The organism is Streptomyces sp. A1136 (assembly GCF_004795055.1).
In the GTDB taxonomy this organism is placed as follows: domain Bacteria; phylum Actinomycetota; class Actinomycetes; order Streptomycetales; family Streptomycetaceae; genus Streptomyces.
Map to the genome: position 1 here is coordinate 26,693 of NZ_SSBJ01000046.1, position 21,105 is coordinate 47,797.

The following is a 21,105-nucleotide window of genomic DNA, read 5'->3' on the forward strand; positions in this document are numbered from 1 at the left end:
CGGACACGAGCGCGACCGCGGACCGAAATGTGGTGTGCGATCCCCCCGCGCGACCCGCTAGGATGCTGTCCGTGCCGCGGTCCCCCGGACCTGCGGCGCGCGCGATGCGGGTGTAGCTCAATGGTAGAGCCCTAGTCTTCCAAACTAGCTACGCGGGTTCGATTCCCGTCACCCGCTCTCTACAGTTCAGGGCCAGGTCAGAGGACATTTCCTCCACCTGGCCCTGAGTCGTTCCCGGGGGCTGTGATCAGCCGTCCGTGTCCCCCGCGTGCCCCTTGCGCTCGTCCGTGTCTTTTCTGCCCCTCTCCACGAGCCCGCTCAGCGCGTCGGCGATCAGCCGGTCCCGGTCCGCACTGGCGTGCTGGTAGATCAGCGCGGCGCGGGCGGTGCTGTGGCCCATCCGCGCCATCAGTTCCCGCGTGCTGGCCCCCGTAGACGCGGCCAGGGTGTTGCCCGTGTGCCGAAGATCATGGAAATGAAGCCCCTTGATCCCTGCCTCGCGACACGCCTTGTGCCACAGCCGGTTGAAGTGGTTCCGGCGCGGCGTGGCCTTCTTGGCCCCGATGAAGACACGCCCGTCGGCACCCGGTTCGGCGTACAGGTTCAGATGGACGCGGATGTCCTGGATGATCACGCCGGGGATGGAGACCGTCCGCTTGCCCGCGGCGCTCTTGGGCGCCTTGATCTCCCGTTGCCCGTTCCCCAGCTCGGCGACGGACCGCCGGACGCGCACGCTGCCGCGCTCCAGGTCGATGTCCCGCCGGTGCAGGCCGATCAGCTCACCCCAGCGCAAGCCGAGGAACCCGGCCATGAGCACGAGGGTGCGGTAGCGCGGCTGGATCACATCGGCCAGCGCATACACCTCCTGGACGGTGGCGGTCGGCCGCTCCGGCGTGTGGACGGTGCTGGCTCCCTTGACCTGGCAGGGGTTCCGCCGGATCAGCTGATCCGACACGGCGGTGCCCAGGATGGCGCGCAGGAGGGCGTACGCCTTGGCCACGGTGGTGGGCCCGGTGCCGGCGGCGAGCTTGTCGGCACGCCAGCGCCGCACGAGGGGCGGCGAGATCTCCGCCAGGTTGACGGAGCCGAGGACCGGCTCCAAATGGTGCTTGAGGAGGGACCCGTAGAGCTGCCGGGTGGTGCTGGTCAGCTCGCGCTCTTTGATCCAGGCCAGGGCGTAGGGACCGAAGGCGACTTTCCCCGCGTCCGGGTCGTGCCAGTCACCCCGCCGCATCTCGATCTGCTTGTCGGCGAGCCAGTCATCCGCGTCCCTCTTGGTGCGGAACGTCTCCGGAGCGGGACGCAGCTGCCCGTCCGGGCCGACGTAACGAGCCTGGTACCGACCTGAGGGCAGCTTCCGCACCCGCCCGAACTGCCGGCGCTTCGCGGCCATCAGGCAGCCACCCCCATAGGGCGGCGGCGCGGCTCGACGGTGCGGGCGGCGATGTACTCCCGTACGGCGCTCTCCGGGATGCGGACGTGCCTGCCGACCTTCACATAGGTGATCCGTCGCTCCTCGATCAGGCGGCGGGGGAACCGCACAGTGGTGCCGAGCAGTTCGGCGACCTGGACGACGCTGAGATAGCGCTCATTCATGCTGCTCTCCTTGCAGGGCTTCGCGGGCGGTCTGGCGGTTGAGTTGGATGTTGCGAGCGATGGTGGCGGCGAGGACGGATTCGCCGGGTGTGTGGCCGTGGCCGGCGTACTGCCAGGAGGTGAGGACGAGGACTGTGTCCGGCTCGATGTCGCCGAGGCCGCGAGCTTTGCGTTCCTGGGCGGCTCGGTAGTCGGCGCGGGTCTGGCGGAGGGCGCCGAGGGTGGTGGAGTACTGGCGGGACTTGGTGCAGAAGTGGCCGCGGAAGCCGAGCATGTGGGCCCAGCGGGTGAGCGGGCGGTCCGGGTAGAGGGGTTGCAGGGCGGCGCAGGCCCCCATGAGACGGCGGGCGTGGTCCGAGACGGACATCTGGGCGAGGTCCTCACCCAGCCCGGTGCCGTGGCAGCGGGCACAGCGACTCAGCGCGGAAGCAGAGCTGCTGTACCGGCTGGAGCGGCCCGATCCCCCGCACATGCGGCAGTGCACGGCTGTGTCGGAGGCTCCGGTGGCCTCGGCGGCCTTCGTCGAGTATTTGGCGACGTAGGAGGCTACGGCCTGCTCCGTGATGTCGGAGTGATCGCCGAAGGCCTTGATCGGGCGGACGTCAAGCTGGGTGCCCCAACGGAACGTACGGGCGGGCTGGTCGGCTGCGGCCGGAACCGACGCCGAGGTGTAGGGGTGGGCGATAGCCGCCCGGATGCAGCGGTCCAGGAGTTCGGTGCTGGCCCAGGATGGCGGCGAGGTCGAGGGGCCGGCGGGGCCGTCGATACGGATGACTGCGTGGAAGTGGATGGCGCCGCGCTTTTGGAACTCGGCGACCTTGCCGTAGGAGATCCGGGCTTCTTCCTTCAGTTCGCGTTGGGTGAGTCCGGCGTGGGCGGCGATCTCGCGGCGGAGGCGTGTGGTGAAGCGCTGCCAGAGCTGTCCGGCGTGGTTGTTGAAGAGGACGGCGGCGGCGTAGTCGTAGGTGTTCGGGTCGAGGGCGGTACCGAGTTCGGGGTCGCGCTCCTGGTGGTGCTTGCCGCAGCGGCAGGGGCGGCTGGCGGAGCGGTTGTGGACCGGGCCGAAGGACGGGGCGGTGAGGGTGGCGAAGACGCGGGGGTGCTCGCGGACGGTGGCGGGGATGTCGCGGCGGTCGTCGCCCGCCAGTCCGGCCCGGATCAGGTGGTAGGTGTCGCCGGAGCAGGTCCACGCGCAGGCGGGACAGCGGGAAGCGCGCCGGTTGCCGCAGGCGATGCGCAGGCGGGCCCCGGGTTCGGTCTCGGTGGAGTACCGGTGAAGGATCTCGCCGCTGGTCTTGTCCTTGGCGACGGTCCAGCCGGTGATGTGGATGGGGTCGGAGCACCCGCCGGTGCGGTGGATCTGGTCGGCCCAGCGCTGGTAGTCGGGGGCGGAGGCCACCCTCAGCATGTCGCCGAAGGTGGCCGGGTCCTGGAGCAGGTCGGTCACGCGGTCACCATCCGACGGGGGCGGCGGATGGAGCGCGTGCCGGTGCCGTGGCAAGCCGGGCAGTGGGTGGTGATGGTGCGCAGGGCGCCGGTGCGATCGCGGCCGCCGAGGGTGATGTGGACGGCGGGGAAGCCGCCGCAGTCGGGGCAGGGCTCGGCGGGCAAGGCCATGGGCTGGGCCATGATGTGGGTTCCTTCCGGTTCGTTGGATCGGGCAGGAGCACGGCGCCGGGACGGCGGAGACTTGGCGGTTGAGGCCGTCCCGGGGCCGGTCAGTGGCTCTTGAACTCCTGGCGCAGGGCGCGGACGAGGAAGAGCAGGACGACGGCGCTGACGGACAGGGCGACCGCGGTGACGGCGACCGCCAGGAGCAGCGAGACGGCGACGGAGGCCAGGGCGAGGACTCCGGCGACTCCGCCGGCGGCGAGAGCGAGCGCGGTGCCGGGCGACTGCTGGACCAAACCGCCCAGGGCGGTCGGGTGCTTCGCGGGAACCGTGGACGGTGCCGGCTGCTCAACGGGTGTGGGGGTGGGGCGGATGGTCGCCGGGGCGTAGGTGTCGGGGCTGGGGTACTGGGGCTTGAACACGGCTGTTCTCCTTCCGGGGCGGGCTACTTGTTGATCGCGGTGTCGATCGCCGGGGCGAGGAAGCTGTCCGCGAGGAGGAAGCCGCCGAGGAGGATCACGGCGACGAGCCAGAGCGGCGGGCGGATGAGCTTGTAGCCGAGGACACCGACGACGAGGAGGGCGAACCAGAGCGGGACGTCCATGGCGTTGGCCTTTCGGGTCAGCTGACGCGGCAGCGGTGGGAGCGGGCGGCGAGCTGGGCTGCGGTCGAGGAGTTGTAGTCGGAGGACCAGCCGCAGCCGTCGGCGGTGCAGACGGCGGTGTCCTTGCTGCGCCCACGGCGGTCGCGGTAGGTGCCGATCTGGACGGGGCCGATCTTCATGAGCGAGCGGAAGTTGATCCGGGCGGGCATGGCGGTCTCCTGTCAGGCGAGCTGGGCGGCAATGGCCTCCGCCATCTGGGGCGGGACGCCGAGCCGGGTACGCAGGGCGTCGGCGTCGATGTCCGAGCCGGTCCGGGCGCGGTGGTCGGCCGCGATCTTCTGGGCGTGGGCGACGAGGGCGGGCGGAGCCGTGACCGGCGGGGCTGGGGTGGGTGCAGGGGCGAAAGCAGGCTGGGCGGGAACCGGGGTGTCCTGTACGCCGGGTTCTGTCGCCCGGTCGACCACGGGCAGAGGTGCTTGGACAGGCTCCGAATCCGGCTCAGGGCGCGGCGTAGGCCGGTGGACCAGGAGGGTGCCGCCGAGGAAGGCGAGGGCGGGCCATCCGGCGACGAGGATGCGCAGCCAAGCGGGTACGTCGCCGAGGTCGAGTAGGCCGGCGGTCGCGACGTTCGCGCCGAGCGAGGCTGCCAAGGCGACGGCGAACCAGGACCAGGCCGAGCGCGAGGGCTCTCCGACGTCCCTCAGGGTGCGGAGGCGGTGCCAGGCGGCGACGAGGAGCAGGTCCACGCTGACGGGGTAGGCCCAGGCTTTCCAGCCGTCCTGTCCGGCGGCCGCGGCGAGGTCGTGAAGGTGGGCGAAGGAGAGGGCTCCGGCGATGACGGCCTGGACGAGGACGGCGTCCGGGCGAACCAGGCGGGTCATGGTCTTCACCTCCGTTTCGGGCATGGGGTGGGTAGGGACCTGGCGCGTTGCGGTCGCGCCGACCGGGGGTGGGCCAGGTGCTTAGAAGGCACCTGCTGTACTGGGCTTCGGCTGCACTTTGCCGACGAGCACTCGGGCCGGGAGCACGGGCCGGAAGGGATCCAGCTCCGGAATCGCCGGGGTGCGGTGGGCGTGGGCATTGCAGATGTCCACGGCCTGGCGCAGCGTCGTGTGCGGGGCCCGGATGCGGGACCAGCCGCCGGAGGAGTCGCCTGCCACGGCGGTGCCGGGGCGGTCCTTGCCGATCTGGACGGCGGCGAGGACGGCGTCCGGGGAGATGTCGCCGAAGGCCATGTTCGCTGAGGTCTCGTCGTTGACGCGATGGGCGGTACGGCCGGTGAGCTGGGCGCGGAGCATGGTGATGCCCTTGCCGAGTTCGGAGCCGAAGCGCTGGCCGCAGACTTCCAAGTAGATGCCGGCGGCGCGGCCGAGCTGGGCGAGTCGGACCAGGTTGGTGATGATCTGGTCGCGCCGTACTTCTTCGACCTTGTTGGCTGTGAGGGCCAGCTCCGCGACTTCGTCCACCAGGAGTACGACGGGTACGGGGCGAAGGTGCGCGGGCAGATCCCAGAGGTCGGCGGTGATCTCCGTATCCGGCAGGTCTGCGCTGATGCGCTGTTCGGCTCGGATGACCTCGTAGACCCGGGCCATGTACTGAACGAGTGCGCCCAGCAGATCAGCCGCGGCAGCAGGGTTGTCCGCGAGGGCGGTGAAGCGCCGTGCCAGCGGGGAGAGTTCCACACCGTTCTTGCAGTCGATGCCGACGAGCGCGACGTTCTGTGAAGCCAGCCCTGCGACCAGCGTGCGCTGGTAGACGGACTTGCCTGACTGGGTCGCCCCGACGTTCAGGGCATGCGGGACTGCTCGGTAGTCCCGGTAGTGAATCTCCCCGTCCTCCCGCAGCGCTACGGGTATCCGCAGCACTTCGGTAGATCGGGTGACTGGCATCCGCACCCGCTTGAGTACGTCGTATCCGGTCATCCGCAGCTCCACGACGCCGGAGCGGATCTCCCGGGAGACGACGTTGTGCAAGACGAAGGAATGCCGGAGCCTGTCGGACGAGGCGGAGAAATCGAACGCGTCCTGACCGGGACGGAGTTTCAGCCGCAGGACGAGGCCGGTCGCGGTGGGCCGCAGCCGCAGAATGCGGGGCGAGCGGGACTCGGGGACGGGGCGGTTGGCCACTCGGGCCAGGGTGAGCCGCCAGCGGGAGGGCGGGACGGTGAGCCCGCAGGCGTCCATCACCGCGCGGTAGCGGACCAGGACCCGGATCACCGCGAAGGTGACGCCGAAGGTCATCCAGTACCAGGTGGGCCGCTGCCAGCGCAGGACGAGCGCCAGCACGAGGACCACCAGCAGCGTGACCCATAAGGCGGTCATGCTCAGCCCGCCTTGGCCAGCGAGGTGACGGCGACGGCACGGAAGCTGATCCCGTGGCGCTTCTGGCCGTTGAACTCATTCTCCCAGGGCCGGGCGACCAGGCCGGTCAGGGCAACGGGGGTGCCCATGGCCAGCTCACCGGAGATGTCGGGCTCCGCCACGGTCACGGAGATGACCTCGGCGTTGCCGTTCATCACGAACAACACGTCCACGTTCATCAGGTTGTTGCCGCTCTCGTTGTCGACGGCGACCTGACCGGTCTTCTTGTCACGCATCTTGAGCTGCGGGGGCTGGGCGACCATCACGGTCGCGCCGTTGGTGTCGACGGGAATCTGACGCACAGCAGATCACTCCTCTATAGATGCCGAACTCCGTCACTCATGTACATGAGTGACATGAAGAAGAGTGCCCGACTCCTATACATGAGTCAACCCGCTACGCGAGGAAATCGCAGCGGGCTGTGGAGAGTTGAGCGCGCGTCAGTCGCGGGCGGGGATCCGGTACTCGAAGACGAACTGGTCAGCGGCCATGAGGGTGTCGCAGACCTCCACCACCCGGCCTTCCTCCGTGACGGCGTCGCGGAGCAGGTGCACCACCGGGGCGCCCGGACTGAGGGCCAGCTCCGTTGCCTCCGCTTTGGCGGCCGGCCTTGCCTGGAGTGTCTCTACGAACTCCGCGAAGACGTGACCTTGATCCTCAAGCCGGGCGTAGATGCCACCCGGGCCGGGGTTCTCGGCGAACAGCTCCGGGATGTCCTTCACCACGTCCCAGGGCAGGTACGAGGTAGCCGTCTCCACGGGTGTCCCGTTCCGGAAGTACAGGCGTCGCCGAGCCAGGACCTGAGTTCCCGCAGTGACTCCGAGCCGCTCCGCGATCTCCTCCGGAGCCTCCATCGGCCCGATGAAAAGCACGCTCACCTTGGCCTCGGCCCCGGACTGCGCGGACTCGGCGAGGTACGCCGCCCTGCCCTCCTGCCGATGCGTGCGCCGGAAGCGGTCCGAGGACCGGTGCCGTACCGGCGGCCGGGCCTTCACCAGAGACCCCTTGCCGTGCCGGGTTTCCACCAGGCCGCTCGCGCGGACCTCCACCATGGCCTTGCGGATCGTTCCGCCGGAGACGCCGTAGCGCTCCACCAGCTCGGACTCACTCGGCACCATGTCGCCGGCACTCAGCACCCCGGCGCGGATCTGCTGGACGATGTCGTCGGCGATCTGCACGTACCGAGGTACGGCCCTGCCACCTCCCACTGCGGTTCCCATAGTCCTTCTCTTCCTCCTATGCTCCTGTACATGAGTACGGGTTCCCCGCAGGACAAGTCAACGCCACTGCACTCCGTGTCCGTCGCCGGGGCAGTGCTCCGCGAGGACGGCCGACTCCTGGCGATCCGTCGCGCGGACAACGGGACGTGGGAACTGCCGGGCGGCGTACTCGAACTCACCGAGGCCCCGGAGGCCGGCGTCCGCCGTGAGATCCTGGAGGAGACGGGCATCGAGGTCGAGGTAGACGAACTCACTGGCGTCTACAAGAACACGACCCGAGGCATCGTCGCCCTGGTCTTCCGCTGCAAGCCGTCCGGCGGAACCGAGCGCACCTCGGAAGAATCGACCGCGGTCGCTTGGCTCACCCCGGACGAGGTCGCAGCCCAGATGTCAGAGGTCTACGCGATCCGCCTCCTGGACGCCCTGGACGACGCGGGCCCCCACGTCCGCAGCCACGACGGCCGACATCTGATCAAGGCGTCGGCTTGAGCGGGGCAGAGCAGGAGCGACGCAAACCTCGGCATCCCAACGAGCTACACGATGTCTACGACTTCTTGGATGAGGTACGACTACGGCCTGGCATGTGGGTACGCCGTAGTTCTCTGCTGCACCTCGACTCCATGCTCACCGGGTTCTGGGTTGCCGAGCAGGTCCATGACGCCCACACCGAGTGGGGCTTCAGGGACGGCAAGTGGGACTTCAGCCACCTCGGTCCGTTCAGCACGTGGCTATGGTCGCGACTCGGCATGAAGCACCCGAGTGCCCTCGGCTGGGCTGTGGAGATCGAACGAGCGGCTGAGGCCGAGGGCAAGCCCGGCATGGAGTTGTTCTTCGAGCTGTTGGACGACTTCCGAGCCGAGCAGACTGACGCTGGTCCCTAAGGCGCGGTAAGAGTTTCTCTACTTCATCAAGCACCCGGCTGCGCTCCGCTCCGCCGGGCGGGCTTCCCGGCTCCGCTCCGCGCGACGCTCCTGCCTTCGGCCCGCTCCGCGCGCGCTGCGCCGACGCCCGCCCCTGCAAGGCGGGATAGGCCCAAGGCATGAGTCGAGCCCCGCGAGCCGCTGGTTCCACACTCACCTACATGCCTCCGGCGGGGGCGCTCCGACTCCGGGATGGGAGGGGGCACCGTACGCGGGTGCCGGCCCGTGGATGGTTGAGGCGGGGAACTCCCATACCGTCTGCCATCGCCCCAGGACAAGCCGAGCAGACACGGCACCGGGCGTCCAGGTCGTTCGTACAGTGGCGCGCTCCACCTGGACGCCCGGCACCGCGTCCGCTCCACATGCGTGTGGGCCGACGGCAGACGGGATGGGAGTTGGGGCGGCTTTGGGTGACGCCCGTTGGTCCGCGCGCCTTGAACGGAGAGTGGCTTACGCTCGCACCGTGGAAGGCATAGAGCAACCGGATGCCGTCTGGTCACTGGACGGGTTTAGCAAGGAAGACGAATTCCTGCGTACCCAACACCTCATCAGCCCGGAGCAGGTAGTCAAGCTGCGTGAGGTGATCAAGCCGGACCCCGATGACCCGTGGATGCTGTACGGCTATGACGTGCCACTGGCGGTTTGGCCCGCAGTGGACGCCATGCTGCATTGTGGCCCGCCCGATCCGAACCTGGACTATCAGACGTCTGCCACTGCTCCCGACTGATCAGGTTCTGCGGGGTACGTGCGGTATAGCAGCGTCGTACCGCAACCCGGGCGGCCGCCCCTGCCCAGTAGCGTGCTTCCGTGGCCATGAAGCAGCCGGTATGACCGTCGCTGACCGTTCTGGCTAGAGCTACTGATCAGAAGGCTGACCGGCGGCGAGAGGGCCATAACCGCGTCAGGGTTCCGGGCCAGGGCACAGCCTACGCGATAGGAGGCAGAATCCGGTGATTCGTGATCCGGCTTCCCTCAGCCCCGGTCACGCGAGGGCCTTGAACCGGCGAGACGCTATCCGCAAGAGTTTGATTCAATGCGAAGAGCTGAGCCAGGATGTCGTCATCGGACGAGAACCCGTAGGCAACTCGAACCGCTTCATTAAGGTCAGAATGCAACTCGCCCAACTCGTTCCGCCCTGGGCGCTGCAACGAAGCGTACTGGGCCTCCAGAGGGATGCCTCTTTCATAGTAGCGCTGACGAACATCCAGAATCTGTGCAGACACCTGCACCACATCCGCCACCTGCGCAGGGGTGGGGAACTGTGGCCAGGGAAAGCTAGACCATACTGTGGTCGACGTGTAGCGAGGGTCACCTTTCAAATATGAGCAGCGAGCTCGCACCCATGCACCATGAAAGTCACTACTCAGGACGCCGAAGGAGTAGTCATCATCCAGCGCAAACGCTGTCATCGAATCTCCAGGATGGATGGAAGAATCGACAAAAGCGAAAACCGTTGGCCTATTCACGCTCGCATGCCGAGAGGTAGCCAAGTAGCGGTCCGAGCGCGAAAGCTCCGACAGCATCTCAGTGCGCCGATAGGCCAGATTCCACCAGCGAGCAAGAAAATTGGCGTGATGCTTATTTACCTTGGCCTTCGGGTTAGCGCTCAGTGCGACTTGATTTCGGGAGGCCTCTTTCGCCGCCGCCTTCTCGCGCTCAGGCAGCACCCACTCCTCTAGATATCGCAGCAGAGCAGGGTGCGCAGACCGGGCCTCAAGGAGGTCGTCGAGCCCAATGTCGATCACCCAGCGATCAATGGAAGTCTCACGCAGCATCTCGCGCCCACCCAGATAGGGGTGCATCGCCGATCCGTTACGGGCATCTTTTGTGAGTGCTCGCCTGACTTCTCGATCCACAATGAAACCTTTCCCCTTGGTGATTCCCGGCGTCTGCCCTTGGAAGCACACTTGAGGAGTCAGGTTTTGCTTAATATCGCGAGCTTTCCGAACGTCGAATCCGGGGCGAAGGGTGGGCGAGATTTCCTCTACATCCAGTCTCAGCTGCCCATCGTTAAGCCAAAGAACCTTGGGGGCTACGTCAACCCCCTTGCTCCAGTTGACCAGTGATACGTGCACGGCAGCATCCCCTGACCAAGCTTGACTAGAGACAGCGTCAAAGATATGCCCATCATTGTCTGCGATATAGTCCAGGCTGGATTTCCTTGAGTCGTTCTCCCGGATCGAATTTGTCGCAACCATACCCGCGCGACCGCCCTGGGGAAGATGGTCGTGCGCTTTCGGGAACCAATACGTGACGAAGTCCGAGACGCCGGCGACCTTGGGGTACTCACGACCCAATCGCTGACAGTATTCGGACCCAAGCTCTTCGATCATTTTGCGTCGACCGAGATACGGTGGATTTCCGACAATCGCATCAACCTTCGGCCATGCGGAAAAAAGTGCATCGGCCGCGACAATAGTGCTGTCCAGGTTGTCCAGTGGAAGGACCTGCTGCTGATCCCCTAGTTCATCGGTGGAAAGCTTCTTGGCGAGCATCATGGTGACCTTCGCCACCTCGACTGCAAATGGATTGATATCAATCCCAAAGAAGTGATCCGTCGGAACGTATGAGATTGACTGCTGACCTGCATGACGCCCGCGTCGGCGCTCAGAAATTAGCTCCTGAATCTCATTCTCTACGCGCCGCAGTTCACGATAGGCGACGTAGAGAAAGTTCCCAGAACCACAGGCCGGGTCGAGAACCCTGTAGTTAATGAGTTCACCCAGGAGCTTTTCTAGCTCCGGGATTGATCCGGCTTTCAGAATCCTTTCACGCCATGGATTGACAATAACGGGTCCTACGATCTTTGCAATATCTGCCTGGCTTGTGAAGTGGGCACCTTGAGCGTGGCGTTCCCCTTCTTCCATCGAGCCTTCAAAGAGGGTGCCGAAAATCTCGGGACGCACGGCCGACCAGTCAGTCTGACAAGCGCGTCGGAGATCCTCCATTTCATCGTCAGTCAGCTCAACCGGATAGACTTCCGAGAAGAGCCCGCCATTGAAATAGGGAGTTCCCTTGTACCGTCCCGCTGGCGTGATGCCCGGCGAATTCATCTCACGGAAGAGTCCGAAGAGAAGGTCGTAGGCATCGCTACCAGAGGAAGAGTCTTCCAATGCGCGCGAGAAGAAATGACTAGGCAGCAACCCTATGTCTTCTGCGAACATAGCCATCACAGACTGGAGCGTGAACAGCTGTGCCTTGATACGCGGAACACCGCGGCTATGAATCTGCTTAAAGACTCGGGCTACGTCGGTAGCTGCATCGCGCGTGACTGCCACCAAGTCATTTTGAAAAATTGGCTTCTGCTCATACGGCAGCATGAAAGCGAGAGCGTCGGACCTTTGGGGCAGGTCATTTAGGTCAACCCGGTCGACAGGTTCATCCAATTGTTGATCAAAGTCGTAAATGAAGAATTGATCAAAATTGGACAGGACCACATAGCGTGGCCTATCAGGAACGGCCTGTATCCAATACTCGAACGCTTGCCGGTAATGCTTTGACAGGTCCGTTCCCGCCCGCTTCATCTCGATGAGACATCGAGGCTTCCACATGAGATCAGCAAAGGCTGTACCTTTATTGTCCCGCTTCTTTATGCGCATTTCCAGAGTGGCCCCGGCCTCTCGAACACCTTCATGCCCGAGGGCCCGAAAGAACCGGTCCAGATAGACTTGCGCTTCCCCTTTTTCGTCACCAGTGAGGTGTTCCTTACGGTAGCGAACGAACTCAGCAAGGCGCGAACGAAGGGCGTCGGAACTTTGGCTCACCATGACCGTAGATTAAGGGATGCGACCGCCACGGATGTGGCTTGCGCCAAGAGTCTTTGCAGTGAAACTGGAGGCCTGCCGCAAGATCGCACCATACGCACCCATATCGTCTGAACAGCCGCCGGGGAGGCGGTGCACCACGTCTCGCTGTCACTCTGGCGCACGCAGGACAGGTGATCCCTCACGGATGGACGACAGTCCGTGGCCGTTGTCGTCGATTGGGCGGGGCAGGGGGATTGCGCTCTGCCGTCGTACCGATGCGGCCCAGCCGCCACCTCAATCTGACCGTACACGCCAGCAGAGGGCCGATATTGCCGTCCGCAAGCCGCGGCGTTTGCTTGGACGACGGAGGAGGCGTAAGCCGCTCAAATGATGCATCAAAGTGGCCCCCGACTGGGTCCGGGGCCGCTCCGTTGTCTCGTGAGAGGTCTTGCTAACTGAGGTGTGCCAGCCGTCCACTGTCAGCAGCGTAGGTCTGCTGATGGAGGCGGTGGCCGCGGCTGGTTGCTACGCGAACCACGTCCCGGCGGGCGCCGGCCAGATCCCTTGCCAAGAGGCGGAGTTCTTCCGGATCTGCGTCCATGGCGGCGAGCACTTCGAGGGTGTGGGCCACGAGCTCGGCTCCCCATTCGAGTTGGGTCTCTTCAGCGTTGTTGGCCAGGCGGGACAGGCAGCCGGTGGTGTCGTCAGCGCTCAGGTAGCAGGGTTTGTCGTCTGGGCCTGTCCATGGGAGGAGGCGCAGTTCGTTATTCACGGTCATGCGCTTGGGGTCCTCTCCTCGGTGTTCAGGCGGGTGGTGAAGAGTGCGTCTGCTCTGTCGCCGGGAAGGACCAGGAGAGCTGCCTCGACCACGATGCCGGTGGCATCGGTCGCCACGCGTGTGAGGGAGAGGACCGCCAAGGATGTGCTGATGCGGAGGGCACTTGCCCCTTCCTGGGTGGGGAGACGGGCGCTGAGGCGTTCTTGGACTTCGGCCACCTGTGGGCGGTGGTCTGGCGGGCTTACCGCTATCTGCTCGGGCGAGGGCGTTCCACTTCCGATCGTGCACTTGAGTGATTGTGACCCGCTCGGGAAAGGGGTACGTTCGCGCGCACTAGCCGTTTCGGTGGGGAGGGCCTGGTGCCTGGATACGGTCGCACGGACAGTGAGTGGGACGAGCTGGTCAGCGAGGGACGGGAGTTTCTCCTTGAGCGCGCCAAGCTCGGCAGACCCACGTCGTACACAGAGCTCAACGTCACGTTGGCGCGGCGGACAGACATCCGCCCCTTCGACTTCGAGCACCACGGCGAGCGGGTCGCCATGGGCCACTTGCTGGGCCTGATCGTGGAGCGAGATCAAGCATTGGAACCGTCAGATCCTCCACTGATGCTCTCTGCGCTGGTCAGCTATCTGAACGCCAACGACGCCGGCCCGGGCTTCTACCAGTTGGCGAAAGAACTCGGGCTTCTCTCGTTGAGCGCGTCGAAGGACGAACGGGACGCCTTCTGGATCCGGCAGCTGAACGGGCTCTACGCACGTCACCGGTCGTGACTCAGCTTGGCTTGAAGGCGGGAGCGGTACAGGCATGACCGCCGACAGCCAGAAGGCAGCACGGCTCTTGGCCGACCGGGCTCACAAGGTGGCGCGGGTAGAAGGACGCGAGCGCTGGCGCGAGGCCCTGCAGTGGGTGAGCCGCGGGCGGCTGGGGCGGCGGCGTGGGTGGACCCCGGTGCCGGAGCTGGATGGTCCGTGGCAGGACACCGTCTCCGCAGAGCGTGAGGGCTGGCGCCAGCGGGCGGCCAACCTGGACGGTGAGTTCGCGTTCAGTGTTGACTACCGGCTGTGCCAGCACTGTCGGCTCGGATGGGTTGAGCAGCCCTTCACGCTGCCGGAGTATCGGGGGTGCGGTCTGGCTTCGGCTGGTCTCGCGGCCATCCGGAGCGAGCACCCGGGGCTGTCATGGCACACCCTGGGTGGACACCTATCGGAGTCCAAGGCCTTCTGGACGGTGGTGGGGGCCGGAGTACCCGGTGGCTACGCGCAGCACCACCTCTGCGCTCACGTCCACGCTCGAAGCTGACGACCACCGGGGACCGCCCTTGTGGCCTATTCGTGGACACGTGGCGCCCGGCGACGCACAACCAGGCCGCTGACCTGCTGAGACGTGTGAGACGCACGGGGCCTCCGGAGCCGTGTGTCGGTCTGTGTGGAAGCTAAGCAGTGAAGCCCCAGACGAGGTGCGGGGCTTCACTGTCCTAGGTGGTCCGTTCCGCTAGGCGGGCGACGGGTCTTCGATGTGGTCGGCTGCCTCGTGAGGAGAATGAGCCGGTATCGGTAGGCGGTGGCCGCGGCTGGTTGCTACGCGGACCGCATCTCGTAGGGCTCGGGTCAGGTCGGTGGCCAGGGTGCGCAGTTCGTCCGGCTCCGCCTCTTCGTCAGCGAGGAGGTCGAGTGCGTGTTTCAGGAGTTCGGTCCCCAGGGCGAGCTGTGCTGCTTCTGACCGGTCGGCCAGACGCGACAGGTAGCCGTCGCTCGTGCCGGCGCTCAGGAAGCAGGGCTTGCCGTCTGGGCCCGACCACGGGAGGAGTCGCAGCTCGTTGTGTGGCGTCATGTGTTCGAGCCCCTCTCGTCCGTCGGGTGGCGGGTGGTGAAGTGAGCGTCGGCTCGGTCGCCGGGGAGCAGCAGAAGGCTTGCTTCGACCACGCGACCGGTGGTGTCGGTCGCCACGCGCCTGATCGAGAGGACAGCCAGGGATGTGCTGATCCGAAGGGCCGCCGCGTCTTCCGCTGATGGGAGGCCGGCACTGACTGTCTCCTGGACCTCGGCCAGGGGTGGACGCAGCGCTGCCAGCTTCGCCGCTATGTCTTCGGTGTCAGACCATGCAGCGGCGAGGTCGGCCGGTGTCAGGTCACGAGGGACGTAGATGCGGGCCAGGCTGTGCGCCGACTTCCCCTCGTGGCTGAGGCAGAGGAATTCCGTCAGGGGGCTTCCAGGCGAGACGTTGAGCAGGGCAATCAGGTGCGCTTGCGCGCGGAGCTGCGTGGCGCGAACGCTGACGCGCAGGGCCCGATCAGTTGCGAGCTGCACGGCCGAGGCACGACGCCCGCCGACGTAGGTGATTCTGGGGCGGGGGTGCCGGACGAAGTTCCCGCTGCCGTGGAACTTCTCCACCAGACCTTCGCCCTGGAGCAGCGCGAGGGCGCTCCGCAGCGTTGGCGTGCTGACCTCGTAGCGGGCGGCGAGTTGCGCCTCGGAAGGGAGACGCGCGCCAGCCTCGATGCGGCCCGAAAGGATTTGGTTTCGCAGGTCATCGGCGATGGCGTGACGACGAGAGGTCATGAGCCGGCTCACCACTTCCTCTGCATTCGAAGGGCGATGAGGCGGGTCCGGGCGTGCACGGTCAGCAGTTCACCCGATTCAAAGCAAAGCCTTTTAGCTCCGGCTGGTAGCTGGATGAGGTCGGCGACGCGACACGGCTGGCCGCCGATCTGGATGACGTCGCCACGCTGGACGGTGGCCGAGGTGATCTCGATGTTCGCGGCGAGGGCACCGCTCGGTGTCCACCTCCTCACCGGATCACCCGCTGCGGTTCGGACCGCTCGTCGACCGGATGGCAGGAGCAGACGCATGCCTCGTAGATCACGGGTACACCGACCGGTGCCGTGGCGGGAGACGACTGCGCGCACTCTCGATGAGCGCCGATCGCACAGGAGCTCGACAGATACGGGGTGGCTGGGGCGTAAGCCGCTGAGCGCTGTTGAGGAGTCATCAGACGGCCTCCGCCCTTGCGGGGAAGGTCTGGGCGGGGAGAGGGCGGGAGATGGCACTAGAGGCCCCTCCTGGGTGCTCCTTGCCGCCAAGCAGGTTCGGTGGCGGTCCCGTTAAGGCAAGGCGGCGCCAGCCCTCAGATGGGTAGCGCCCACTGGTGTGGGTAGCGGCGGGGCCCATACGGTTGGACACGCTGATCAGCTCCTATCGCTGATGGCCAGGTCCCCGGACGTCGCCCGTCGCGGGGACCACTTTGTCTACGGCGGCCCAGAGGGAGCGGCCGGTCAAGCTGCTGGCGAGAAGACCGAATCGATCGGCTTCCGCCACCACGTCCAGGACCTCCCGCCACGATTCGGCGGGCAGCGCTTCTGGTACCTCCGCTTCGATCGAGGTGTATGTGGCGTGCGGCTCCACACGCGTGGTCAGCCCGAGGGCCGACAGCCGGGCGGCTAGGTCCTCGGCCCTTGCTTGCGAAGCGGGCACAGAAGGGCCTCCGTCGCCGATCGATCACGTTGAGTGAAGCTAGTTAACTAGATTAGAGCTAGTGGACTAGATTTTCCACATGCCTGAGCAACCGCCTTATCTCCGCATCGCCGACGTCCTGCGGCAGCGGATCGCGGAGCACGTATGGACGGCCGGGGATCGGCTCCCCTCTCGCGCCCAGATCGCCGAGGAGTGCGGCGTCGGCGAGAACGTGGTCCGTCGGGCGCAGGAGCTACTGATCTCCCAGGGCGTGCTTGAAGGTCGCGCCGGGTCGGGTACGTACGTCGCCGAGCCTCGTCGGCGTGTGCGGGTCGTTCGCTCCTCAGCCCGTGAGCAGCCCGGCGGATCTCCCTTCCGGGCGGACATGCAGGCTTTGGGCAAGCAGGGCAACTGGGAGAGTCGGACCGAAGCGAAGGTGCCGGCCCCGGCTGAGATCGCGGCGCGGCTCGGGATCGCCGAGGGTGGCCTCTGCGTGCGTACGGTCTACGAGTTCCTCGCTGATGGACGGCCGGTGCAGTTGTCGACGAGTTGGGAGCCGTACGAACTCACCGCGGGCACGCTCGTCGTCCTGCCGGAGGGTGGACCGCACGCCGGCGTTGGCGTCGTGAACCGGATGGCCGCGATCGGGATTACCGTCAGCCATGCTGTGGAGCAGCCGGAACCGCGGCAGGCGACAGCCGAGGAGGCGTCGCTCCTCGGGATCCAGAAGGCCGCTCTGGTGACCCACATCCGGCGGACGTACTACAGCGACCAGGGGCAGCCCGTGGAGACCGCGGACATCGTCATCCCCGCCGCACTGTGCGAGATCGTCTACGAGATCCCTGTGGGCCGCTAGCGCGGCCAACGCAAGGGCCGGTCACAGAGAACGGCTCCGCTGCGAAAGATCGGTGATGCTCAAGATCTACTCCTGCGCGAATCTGCCCAGATACGGTGCCGGCATGGACGACAGCGCAAACGGGGGCAGATTGAGCCCCGAGGAGTTTCAGCAGATGAACGCGCTCCTCCGCAGGTTCTGCACCTACGAGTTGGACCAGTGGGAGAACCTCCAAACGGAGACGCCTTACGGCCCGGTCTACGTGACGTTCAGCCGCCAGCGCCTCCCCGGCTTCGAGGCCCAGACGTTCCACCCGTTCTAACCCGCCTCGTGTGTCGAATGTGGCGTTGTGCCATGCAGTGCCCCCGCTGCAACCGCCATGCGCCTGTTGCCCGCCGCACTTCTTCGACACCGTGTGCCGGGGGCCCATGGGGGCCAGCGAGGGGGCGTGGATGGCTAAGCGTCGACGGCCGCAGCCGAGGGACAGCCGAGGAAGATTTACGAAGACCGGTATACCTCTGTGGGCTGGTGTCTTGGTCGTGATCTTGCTGGTCTGGTCCTTCGCCCGTTAGAAGTGTGCGCGAAGGGTGGCGATCGATGCGGTGGCCCAGTCAGCGTGCCCCTGACGTGCCCGGTCCAGCGAAAACCAGCGGGGACTTGCGGGGAACCGGGGTGAGCAGTCCACCTTCCCGCAGGTCAGCAAGGTGCCAGCTCGGCAGCCATCCGCATACGCGATCTTCCAAACTAGCTACGCGGGTTCGATTCCCGTCACCCGCTCTTGATGGCTCAGGGCCAGGCAGAGGATGTTTCCTCCGCCTGGCCCTGAGTCGTTCCCGGGGCTCCGATCGGCGAGCGGGTGGCGAGGTCCGGGCCCTTGCAGCCCGCCGCGCGAGCGGCCACGAGGTCGGCGTCGATCATTGACGGCATCGTTGATCGAGTGGAGAGGGGCGGGGATGGCGGGCGGTTTCCGGTTCGCGTGGGAGCTGGACGGCGCCGGGTGGGCTACGTGCCGGATCTGCGACGGCACGTCGGAATGGAAGGACGTCGTCAGCTACCTGACGGACGCCTTGGGCGACACCTTGCGCGCGGTGGCCGGGCTCTACGGGGCCTCGGCCGTCCAGCGGATCTCGTTCGCGCTCGAACCGGCGGAGGCGCGGTGGCGACTGCGGCGTCAGGGTGTGGACGTGCGCGTCGACATCTATCGGTTTCCGGACACGATGACGAGCTGGGACCAACCCGGCGACGCGGGCAGCCTCTCGTGGAGCACCACACTGCCGCGCAGGGTGCTGGGCCACGCGGTTTTGGAGGCCGCCGAGGAGGTGTTGCGGACGCACGGCGAGGTCGGATACCGGAAGAAGTGGGGTGAGCACCCCTTCCCCCTCGCGGCTCTGCGGGATCTTCGGCGGCTGCACCGGCATGGGACTCTTGCCGGCACTGACGTGCCGCGGCCGCGGGAACCCGTTGCGCCTCGAAGGTCCGCGCCTGCGCGGGCCCCGGCGGGAGGGCTCCGCGGAGAGTCCCGGGAAGCGACGGGGCGGCCGGCGGGGGCCCGGTCGGGGCCGTCCGGGGCGAGGGTGAGCGCGCTCGGCCCGCAGCGGGGCCGCACAGCGGCTCGTCGATCGGCGCGGGGTGGGGTGGGATCAGAGCTTGATGCCCGCGATGGTGTCCGCCAGGGAGTTCAGGAAGCGGTTGACGTCCGGGGCGATGGAGCTGGACGCGAGGAAGAAGCCGAAGAGGACCGCGACGATCGCGGGGCCGGCCTTGATGTGGCTGCCACGGATCAGCACCACCAAAATGATCGCCAACAGAACCACCACTGACAGCGAAATGGCCACTACTGATCACACCTTCTGTCGTCCCTCGGCCGGCCCGGGGCGCATGCCCCCACAAGGACCATCCTCCCACCAACCGGGCCCTGCTATCCGTCTCGTGACGAATCGCCATCGCTCGTTTTGCACCAACCGGGAGTGCGGGTCGCATATTTCGGGCGGGGGACGGGCGTCAAGGGGTGGGCAGCCCGAGAAGGGAGCGGACATACGCGTACTTGGCGGACAAGCGGTCGCGGGTGGGGCCCTCCAGGCCGGCGAGGCGGGCGGGGTCGGCGTTGTGCGCCAGGTCCGCCTCCTTGACCAACAGGGCGCCCGGGGTGGCGAGGACGCGGGCCGCGTACTCCTCGACCGGCTCGCCCGGGATCTTGGTCAGCGCGCGGACCATGGCCTTGACCCCGTCGGGCAGGGCGGCCGATTCGAGCCACGCGGGGGTGAGGGCGTCGTCCTCGATCGCGTCGTGCAGCCAGGCGGCGGCCTGCTGCTCGGGCGTGCCACCGCGCAGGCGGACGCCTTCGGCCACGGCGGCGAGGTGCTCGGCGTAGGGCCGGCCGGCCTTGTCGGTCTGGCCCTCGTGCGCCGCGCGGGCGAGGGCCTCCACTTCGAGGAGGGTCAGGTCCCGGTCCGTCACACGAGCTCCCTTGCTGCCGTCCGGAGGGCCTGCGCGGCCCGGCGCGCATCCGCCTCGGTGGTGCGCCAGTTGGAGAACGCGGCACGCAGGGCGGCAGTTCCCCGGTAGACGGTGGGGGTGACGAACACTTCCCTCCCGACGGCCTCCCGCAACGCGGTGAGCCGGGCCGGGGTGGGTTCGTCGGCGAGGGTGAAGCAGACGACGTTGAGGCGGACGGGCGCGAGGACGGCGAAGGCCTGGTCCCCGGCCAGGTCGGCCCCGAACGCACGGGCACAGGCGATGTCGCGCTCGACGATCTCCCGGTGGCCCCGGCGGCCGTACGCGCGGAGCGTGAACCAGGCGGCGAGGGCGCGCAGCCGGTGGGAGTTCTCCGGGGTGAGGTGGACCAGGTCGGGGTGGTCGCCGAGGGGGCCGAGGTAGGCGGCGGCGTTCTGGAAGACGCGGGCCTGCAGGTCACGGCGACGGGTGAACTGGACGGCGCTGTCGTAGGGGACGTTGAGCCACTTGTGCAGGTCGACGCAGACGGAGTCGGAGGCGTCGAGGCCGGCGGTGAGGTGGGCGTGCTCCGGCGAGAGCGCGGCGAAGGCGCCGAAGGCGGCGTCGGTGTGCAGCCAGAAGTCGTGCCGGGCCTTGAGGGCGGCGACGGCGCGGAGGTCGTCGAAGTCGACGGTGTTGACGGTGCCGGCGTTGGCCACGACGACGGCGGGGCCGGGGAAGTCGGCCAGGGCGCGGTCGAGGGCGGCGGGGTCGACGGCCTCCCGGCCGGGCAGGGTGGGGACCGCGACCAGAGCGTTCCGGCCGAGGCCGAGGAGCGAGAGGGCCTTGGCGATGGAGGAGTGCGGGGCGCCGGAGAGGACGCGGACGGGGCCGAGGGCGGCCGCCCCGTCGTCCGAGGGTGAGACGCCGGCCCGTTCGCCGAGCCATTCGCGGGCGATGGCGAGCCCGGCGGTGTTGGACATGGTCGCGCCGCTCACGAAGGTCCCGGTGTGGGCGGGGCCCAGGCCGAAGAGGTCGCGGAGCCAGGTGACGGTTTCGCGTTCGAGGTCTTGGCCGGCCCCGTCGAGGGCGGAGTTGCTGTTCTGGTCGTGGACCGCGGTCAGCCAGTCGCCGGCCAGGGCCGCCGGGGTGGCGCCGCCGGTGACGAAGCCGAGGTAGCGGGGGCCGGCGGAGGCGGAGAGGCGGGGCGCCCAGCGGTGCCGGAAGGCGGCGAGGGTGGCCTCGGTGCCGGAGCCGTGCTCGGGGAGGGGCTCGGGGGTGAGGGGGGTGGCCGGGGGGATCACGGGCCGGGTGTGGAGGGTGGCGAGGTTCTCGGCGGCGGCGTGGCGGGTGGCGTCGAGGAGGTCGGGGAGGCGGGCGAGGTCGGTGGCGAGGGTGGGGTCCATGGGGGCACGGTAGGCGGCGCGGGGGTCGCTCGGGCGAGCCAATCCGGGGCGGATGGCGGACGGCGGACGGCGGACGGCCCACGTCGGGCCGGTCCGCTCAGGCCGGGCGGGCTGAGCCGGGCGGGCTCAGGCGGGGCGCGCTCAGGC

Annotated in this window: 28 protein-coding genes and 1 tRNA gene; 8 read left to right on the top strand and 21 right to left on the bottom strand. The window is 67.3% G+C overall.

Going from position 1 to position 21,105, the window contains the following annotated elements:
- Positions 1 to 106 precede the first annotated feature (106 nt).
- Positions 107 to 177 (top strand) — tRNA-Gly (locus E6R62_RS31825).
- 70 nt (positions 178 to 247) lie between these two features.
- Here E6R62_RS31825 and E6R62_RS31830 read toward each other — a convergent pair.
- The 11 genes from E6R62_RS31830 to E6R62_RS31880 form a co-directional block, all read right to left on the bottom strand.
- Positions 248 to 1,393 (bottom strand): site-specific integrase, encoded by a 1,146-nt coding sequence (locus E6R62_RS31830; protein WP_136216950.1) that lies wholly within the window; start codon positions 1,391 to 1,393, stop codon positions 248 to 250.
- On the bottom strand, positions 1,393 to 1,596 hold the full coding sequence (locus E6R62_RS31835) for an excisionase family DNA-binding protein (protein WP_136216951.1): 204 nt from the start codon (positions 1,594 to 1,596) through the stop codon (positions 1,393 to 1,395). Before E6R62_RS31835 ends, E6R62_RS31830 begins: the two co-directional genes overlap by 1 nt.
- Positions 1,589 to 3,043, bottom strand: a complete 1,455-nt coding sequence (locus E6R62_RS31840; RefSeq protein ID WP_136216952.1) for a replication initiator — start codon at positions 3,041 to 3,043, stop codon at positions 1,589 to 1,591. The genes E6R62_RS31835 and E6R62_RS31840 overlap by 8 nt, the downstream gene beginning before the upstream one ends.
- Entirely contained in the window at positions 3,040 to 3,225 is a 186-nt protein-coding gene (locus tag E6R62_RS31845; protein WP_136216953.1) for a hypothetical protein, read from the bottom strand. The genes E6R62_RS31840 and E6R62_RS31845 overlap by 4 nt, the downstream gene beginning before the upstream one ends.
- An 89-nt stretch (positions 3,226 to 3,314) precedes the next feature.
- Positions 3,315 to 3,629, bottom strand: a complete 315-nt coding sequence (locus E6R62_RS31850; RefSeq protein ID WP_136216954.1) for a SpdD protein — start codon at positions 3,627 to 3,629, stop codon at positions 3,315 to 3,317.
- A gap of 23 nt (positions 3,630 to 3,652) precedes the next feature.
- Complete coding sequence (locus E6R62_RS31855) at positions 3,653 to 3,811, bottom strand: hypothetical protein (RefSeq protein WP_136216955.1); 159 nt, start codon at positions 3,809 to 3,811, stop codon at positions 3,653 to 3,655.
- Between the two features lie 17 nt (positions 3,812 to 3,828).
- The gene (locus E6R62_RS31860; RefSeq protein WP_136216956.1) at positions 3,829 to 4,020 is read right to left on the bottom strand and encodes a mobile element transfer protein; all 192 of its coding nucleotides are present in this window, start codon (positions 4,018 to 4,020) and stop codon (positions 3,829 to 3,831) included.
- A 12-nt stretch (positions 4,021 to 4,032) separates the two neighbouring features.
- Positions 4,033 to 4,692 carry a DUF2637 domain-containing protein gene (locus E6R62_RS31865; RefSeq protein WP_136216957.1) on the bottom strand — a complete coding sequence of 220 codons (660 nt, stop codon included), beginning with the start codon at positions 4,690 to 4,692 and terminating at the stop codon, positions 4,033 to 4,035.
- An 81-nt stretch (positions 4,693 to 4,773) separates the two neighbouring features.
- A complete protein-coding gene (locus E6R62_RS31870) occupies positions 4,774 to 6,132 on the bottom strand; it encodes an FtsK/SpoIIIE domain-containing protein (protein WP_136216958.1) in 1,359 nt (452 codons plus the stop codon).
- A 2-nt stretch (positions 6,133 to 6,134) separates the two neighbouring features.
- On the bottom strand, positions 6,135 to 6,473 hold the full coding sequence (locus E6R62_RS31875; protein ID WP_136216959.1) for a hypothetical protein: 339 nt from the start codon (positions 6,471 to 6,473) through the stop codon (positions 6,135 to 6,137).
- A gap of 138 nt (positions 6,474 to 6,611) precedes the next feature.
- A complete protein-coding gene (locus tag E6R62_RS31880) occupies positions 6,612 to 7,391 on the bottom strand; it encodes a GntR family transcriptional regulator (protein ID WP_136216960.1) in 780 nt (259 codons plus the stop codon).
- Positions 7,392 to 7,409: 18 nt separating this feature from the next.
- Between E6R62_RS31880 and E6R62_RS31885 the strand changes: the two genes are divergently transcribed.
- The 3 genes from E6R62_RS31885 to E6R62_RS31895 all read left to right on the top strand — a co-directional run bounded on the left by E6R62_RS31885 (position 7,410) and on the right by E6R62_RS31895 (position 9,038).
- Positions 7,410 to 7,880, top strand: a complete 471-nt coding sequence (locus E6R62_RS31885) for an NUDIX hydrolase (RefSeq protein ID WP_136216961.1) — start codon at positions 7,410 to 7,412, stop codon at positions 7,878 to 7,880.
- 92 nt (positions 7,881 to 7,972) lie between these two features.
- A complete protein-coding gene (locus tag E6R62_RS31890) occupies positions 7,973 to 8,272 on the top strand; it encodes a hypothetical protein (protein ID WP_240802019.1) in 300 nt (99 codons plus the stop codon).
- Between the two features lie 502 nt (positions 8,273 to 8,774).
- On the top strand, positions 8,775 to 9,038 hold the full coding sequence (locus tag E6R62_RS31895) for a hypothetical protein (protein WP_136216963.1): 264 nt from the start codon (positions 8,775 to 8,777) through the stop codon (positions 9,036 to 9,038).
- Positions 9,039 to 9,237: 199 nt separating this feature from the next.
- Here the strand turns inward: E6R62_RS31895 and E6R62_RS31900 are convergent, their stop codons facing one another.
- From E6R62_RS31900 to E6R62_RS31910, 3 genes are all read right to left on the bottom strand, one after another.
- Positions 9,238 to 12,078 (bottom strand): DNA methyltransferase, encoded by a 2,841-nt coding sequence (locus E6R62_RS31900; RefSeq protein WP_136216964.1) that lies wholly within the window; start codon positions 12,076 to 12,078, stop codon positions 9,238 to 9,240.
- A gap of 430 nt (positions 12,079 to 12,508) precedes the next feature.
- On the bottom strand, positions 12,509 to 12,835 hold the full coding sequence (locus E6R62_RS31905) for a hypothetical protein (protein WP_136216965.1): 327 nt from the start codon (positions 12,833 to 12,835) through the stop codon (positions 12,509 to 12,511).
- The gene (locus E6R62_RS31910; RefSeq protein WP_306432495.1) at positions 12,832 to 13,053 is read right to left on the bottom strand and encodes a UTRA domain-containing protein; all 222 of its coding nucleotides are present in this window, start codon (positions 13,051 to 13,053) and stop codon (positions 12,832 to 12,834) included. The genes E6R62_RS31905 and E6R62_RS31910 overlap by 4 nt, the downstream gene beginning before the upstream one ends.
- 141 nt (positions 13,054 to 13,194) lie before the next feature.
- On the opposite strand from E6R62_RS31910, the gene E6R62_RS31915 reads away from it, so the two are divergent.
- Together E6R62_RS31915 and E6R62_RS40385 are read left to right on the top strand one after the other, a co-directional pair.
- Positions 13,195 to 13,605, top strand: a complete 411-nt coding sequence (locus tag E6R62_RS31915; protein WP_206308907.1) for a hypothetical protein — start codon at positions 13,195 to 13,197, stop codon at positions 13,603 to 13,605.
- A 34-nt stretch (positions 13,606 to 13,639) separates the two neighbouring features.
- A complete protein-coding gene (locus E6R62_RS40385) occupies positions 13,640 to 14,134 on the top strand; it encodes a hypothetical protein (RefSeq protein WP_206308908.1) in 495 nt (164 codons plus the stop codon).
- Between the two features lie 192 nt (positions 14,135 to 14,326).
- Here E6R62_RS40385 and E6R62_RS31925 read toward each other — a convergent pair whose 3' ends face one another.
- The 4 genes from E6R62_RS31925 to E6R62_RS41390 all read right to left on the bottom strand — a co-directional run bounded on the left by E6R62_RS31925 (position 14,327) and on the right by E6R62_RS41390 (position 16,305).
- Entirely contained in the window at positions 14,327 to 14,665 is a 339-nt protein-coding gene (locus tag E6R62_RS31925; protein ID WP_136216967.1) for a hypothetical protein, read from the bottom strand.
- Positions 14,662 to 15,393, bottom strand: coding sequence for a GntR family transcriptional regulator (locus tag E6R62_RS31930; protein WP_136216968.1), 732 nt, complete (start codon positions 15,391 to 15,393; stop codon positions 14,662 to 14,664). The genes E6R62_RS31925 and E6R62_RS31930 overlap by 4 nt, the downstream gene beginning before the upstream one ends.
- A gap of 8 nt (positions 15,394 to 15,401) precedes the next feature.
- Positions 15,402 to 15,626 (bottom strand): hypothetical protein, encoded by a 225-nt coding sequence (locus tag E6R62_RS31935; protein ID WP_136216969.1) that lies wholly within the window; start codon positions 15,624 to 15,626, stop codon positions 15,402 to 15,404.
- 400 nt (positions 15,627 to 16,026) lie between these two features.
- Entirely contained in the window at positions 16,027 to 16,305 is a 279-nt protein-coding gene (locus E6R62_RS41390) for a hypothetical protein (protein ID WP_136216971.1), read from the bottom strand.
- A gap of 79 nt (positions 16,306 to 16,384) precedes the next feature.
- Here E6R62_RS41390 and E6R62_RS31950 point away from each other — a divergent pair, with 79 nt between their 5' ends.
- Both E6R62_RS31950 and E6R62_RS31955 read left to right on the top strand, forming a co-directional pair.
- The gene (locus E6R62_RS31950; protein ID WP_136216972.1) at positions 16,385 to 17,140 is read left to right on the top strand and encodes a GntR family transcriptional regulator; all 756 of its coding nucleotides are present in this window, start codon (positions 16,385 to 16,387) and stop codon (positions 17,138 to 17,140) included.
- Between the two features lie 154 nt (positions 17,141 to 17,294).
- Entirely contained in the window at positions 17,295 to 17,441 is a 147-nt protein-coding gene (locus E6R62_RS31955; protein ID WP_240802020.1) for a hypothetical protein, read from the top strand.
- Between the two features lie 1,318 nt (positions 17,442 to 18,759).
- Here E6R62_RS31955 and E6R62_RS31965 read toward each other — a convergent pair.
- From E6R62_RS31965 to E6R62_RS31975, 3 genes are all read right to left on the bottom strand, one after another.
- The gene (locus E6R62_RS31965; protein ID WP_136216973.1) at positions 18,760 to 18,954 is read right to left on the bottom strand and encodes a hypothetical protein; all 195 of its coding nucleotides are present in this window, start codon (positions 18,952 to 18,954) and stop codon (positions 18,760 to 18,762) included.
- A 166-nt stretch (positions 18,955 to 19,120) separates the two neighbouring features.
- Entirely contained in the window at positions 19,121 to 19,576 is a 456-nt protein-coding gene (locus E6R62_RS31970; protein WP_136216974.1) for an HD domain-containing protein, read from the bottom strand.
- Positions 19,573 to 20,958: a pyridoxal-dependent decarboxylase gene (locus tag E6R62_RS31975; protein WP_136216975.1), complete on the bottom strand. Its 1,386-nt coding sequence runs from the start codon at positions 20,956 to 20,958 to the stop codon at positions 19,573 to 19,575. The genes E6R62_RS31970 and E6R62_RS31975 overlap by 4 nt, the downstream gene beginning before the upstream one ends.
- Positions 20,959 to 21,105 lie beyond the last annotated feature (147 nt).

Coding starts and splice junctions, on each gene's coding strand:
- E6R62_RS31830 (WP_136216950.1), bottom strand. CDS start 1,393: ATGGCCGCGAAGCGCCGGCAGTTCGGGCGGGTGCGGAAGCTGCCCTCA.
- E6R62_RS31835 (WP_136216951.1), bottom strand. CDS start 1,596: ATGAATGAGCGCTATCTCAGCGTCGTCCAGGTCGCCGAACTGCTCGGC.
- E6R62_RS31845 (WP_136216953.1), bottom strand. CDS start 3,225: ATGGCCCAGCCCATGGCCTTGCCCGCCGAGCCCTGCCCCGACTGCGGC.
- E6R62_RS31855 (WP_136216955.1), bottom strand. CDS start 3,811: ATGGACGTCCCGCTCTGGTTCGCCCTCCTCGTCGTCGGTGTCCTCGGC.
- E6R62_RS31860 (WP_136216956.1), bottom strand. CDS start 4,020: ATGCCCGCCCGGATCAACTTCCGCTCGCTCATGAAGATCGGCCCCGTC.
- E6R62_RS31865 (WP_136216957.1), bottom strand. CDS start 4,692: ATGACCCGCCTGGTTCGCCCGGACGCCGTCCTCGTCCAGGCCGTCATC.
- E6R62_RS31870 (WP_136216958.1), bottom strand. CDS start 6,132: ATGACCGCCTTATGGGTCACGCTGCTGGTGGTCCTCGTGCTGGCGCTC.
- E6R62_RS31880 (WP_136216960.1), bottom strand. CDS start 7,391: ATGGGAACCGCAGTGGGAGGTGGCAGGGCCGTACCTCGGTACGTGCAG.
- E6R62_RS31885 (WP_136216961.1), top strand. CDS start 7,410: ATGCTCCTGTACATGAGTACGGGTTCCCCGCAGGACAAGTCAACGCCA.
- E6R62_RS31890 (WP_240802019.1), top strand. CDS start 7,973: ATGTGGGTACGCCGTAGTTCTCTGCTGCACCTCGACTCCATGCTCACC.
- E6R62_RS31900 (WP_136216964.1), bottom strand. CDS start 12,078: ATGGTGAGCCAAAGTTCCGACGCCCTTCGTTCGCGCCTTGCTGAGTTC.
- E6R62_RS31905 (WP_136216965.1), bottom strand. CDS start 12,835: ATGACCGTGAATAACGAACTGCGCCTCCTCCCATGGACAGGCCCAGAC.
- E6R62_RS40385 (WP_206308908.1), top strand. CDS start 13,640: ATGACCGCCGACAGCCAGAAGGCAGCACGGCTCTTGGCCGACCGGGCT.
- E6R62_RS31925 (WP_136216967.1), bottom strand. CDS start 14,665: ATGACGCCACACAACGAGCTGCGACTCCTCCCGTGGTCGGGCCCAGAC.
- E6R62_RS31930 (WP_136216968.1), bottom strand. CDS start 15,393: ATGACCTCTCGTCGTCACGCCATCGCCGATGACCTGCGAAACCAAATC.
- E6R62_RS31950 (WP_136216972.1), top strand. CDS start 16,385: ATGCCTGAGCAACCGCCTTATCTCCGCATCGCCGACGTCCTGCGGCAG.
- E6R62_RS31955 (WP_240802020.1), top strand. CDS start 17,295: ATGAACGCGCTCCTCCGCAGGTTCTGCACCTACGAGTTGGACCAGTGG.
- E6R62_RS31975 (WP_136216975.1), bottom strand. CDS start 20,958: ATGGACCCCACCCTCGCCACCGACCTCGCCCGCCTCCCCGACCTCCTC.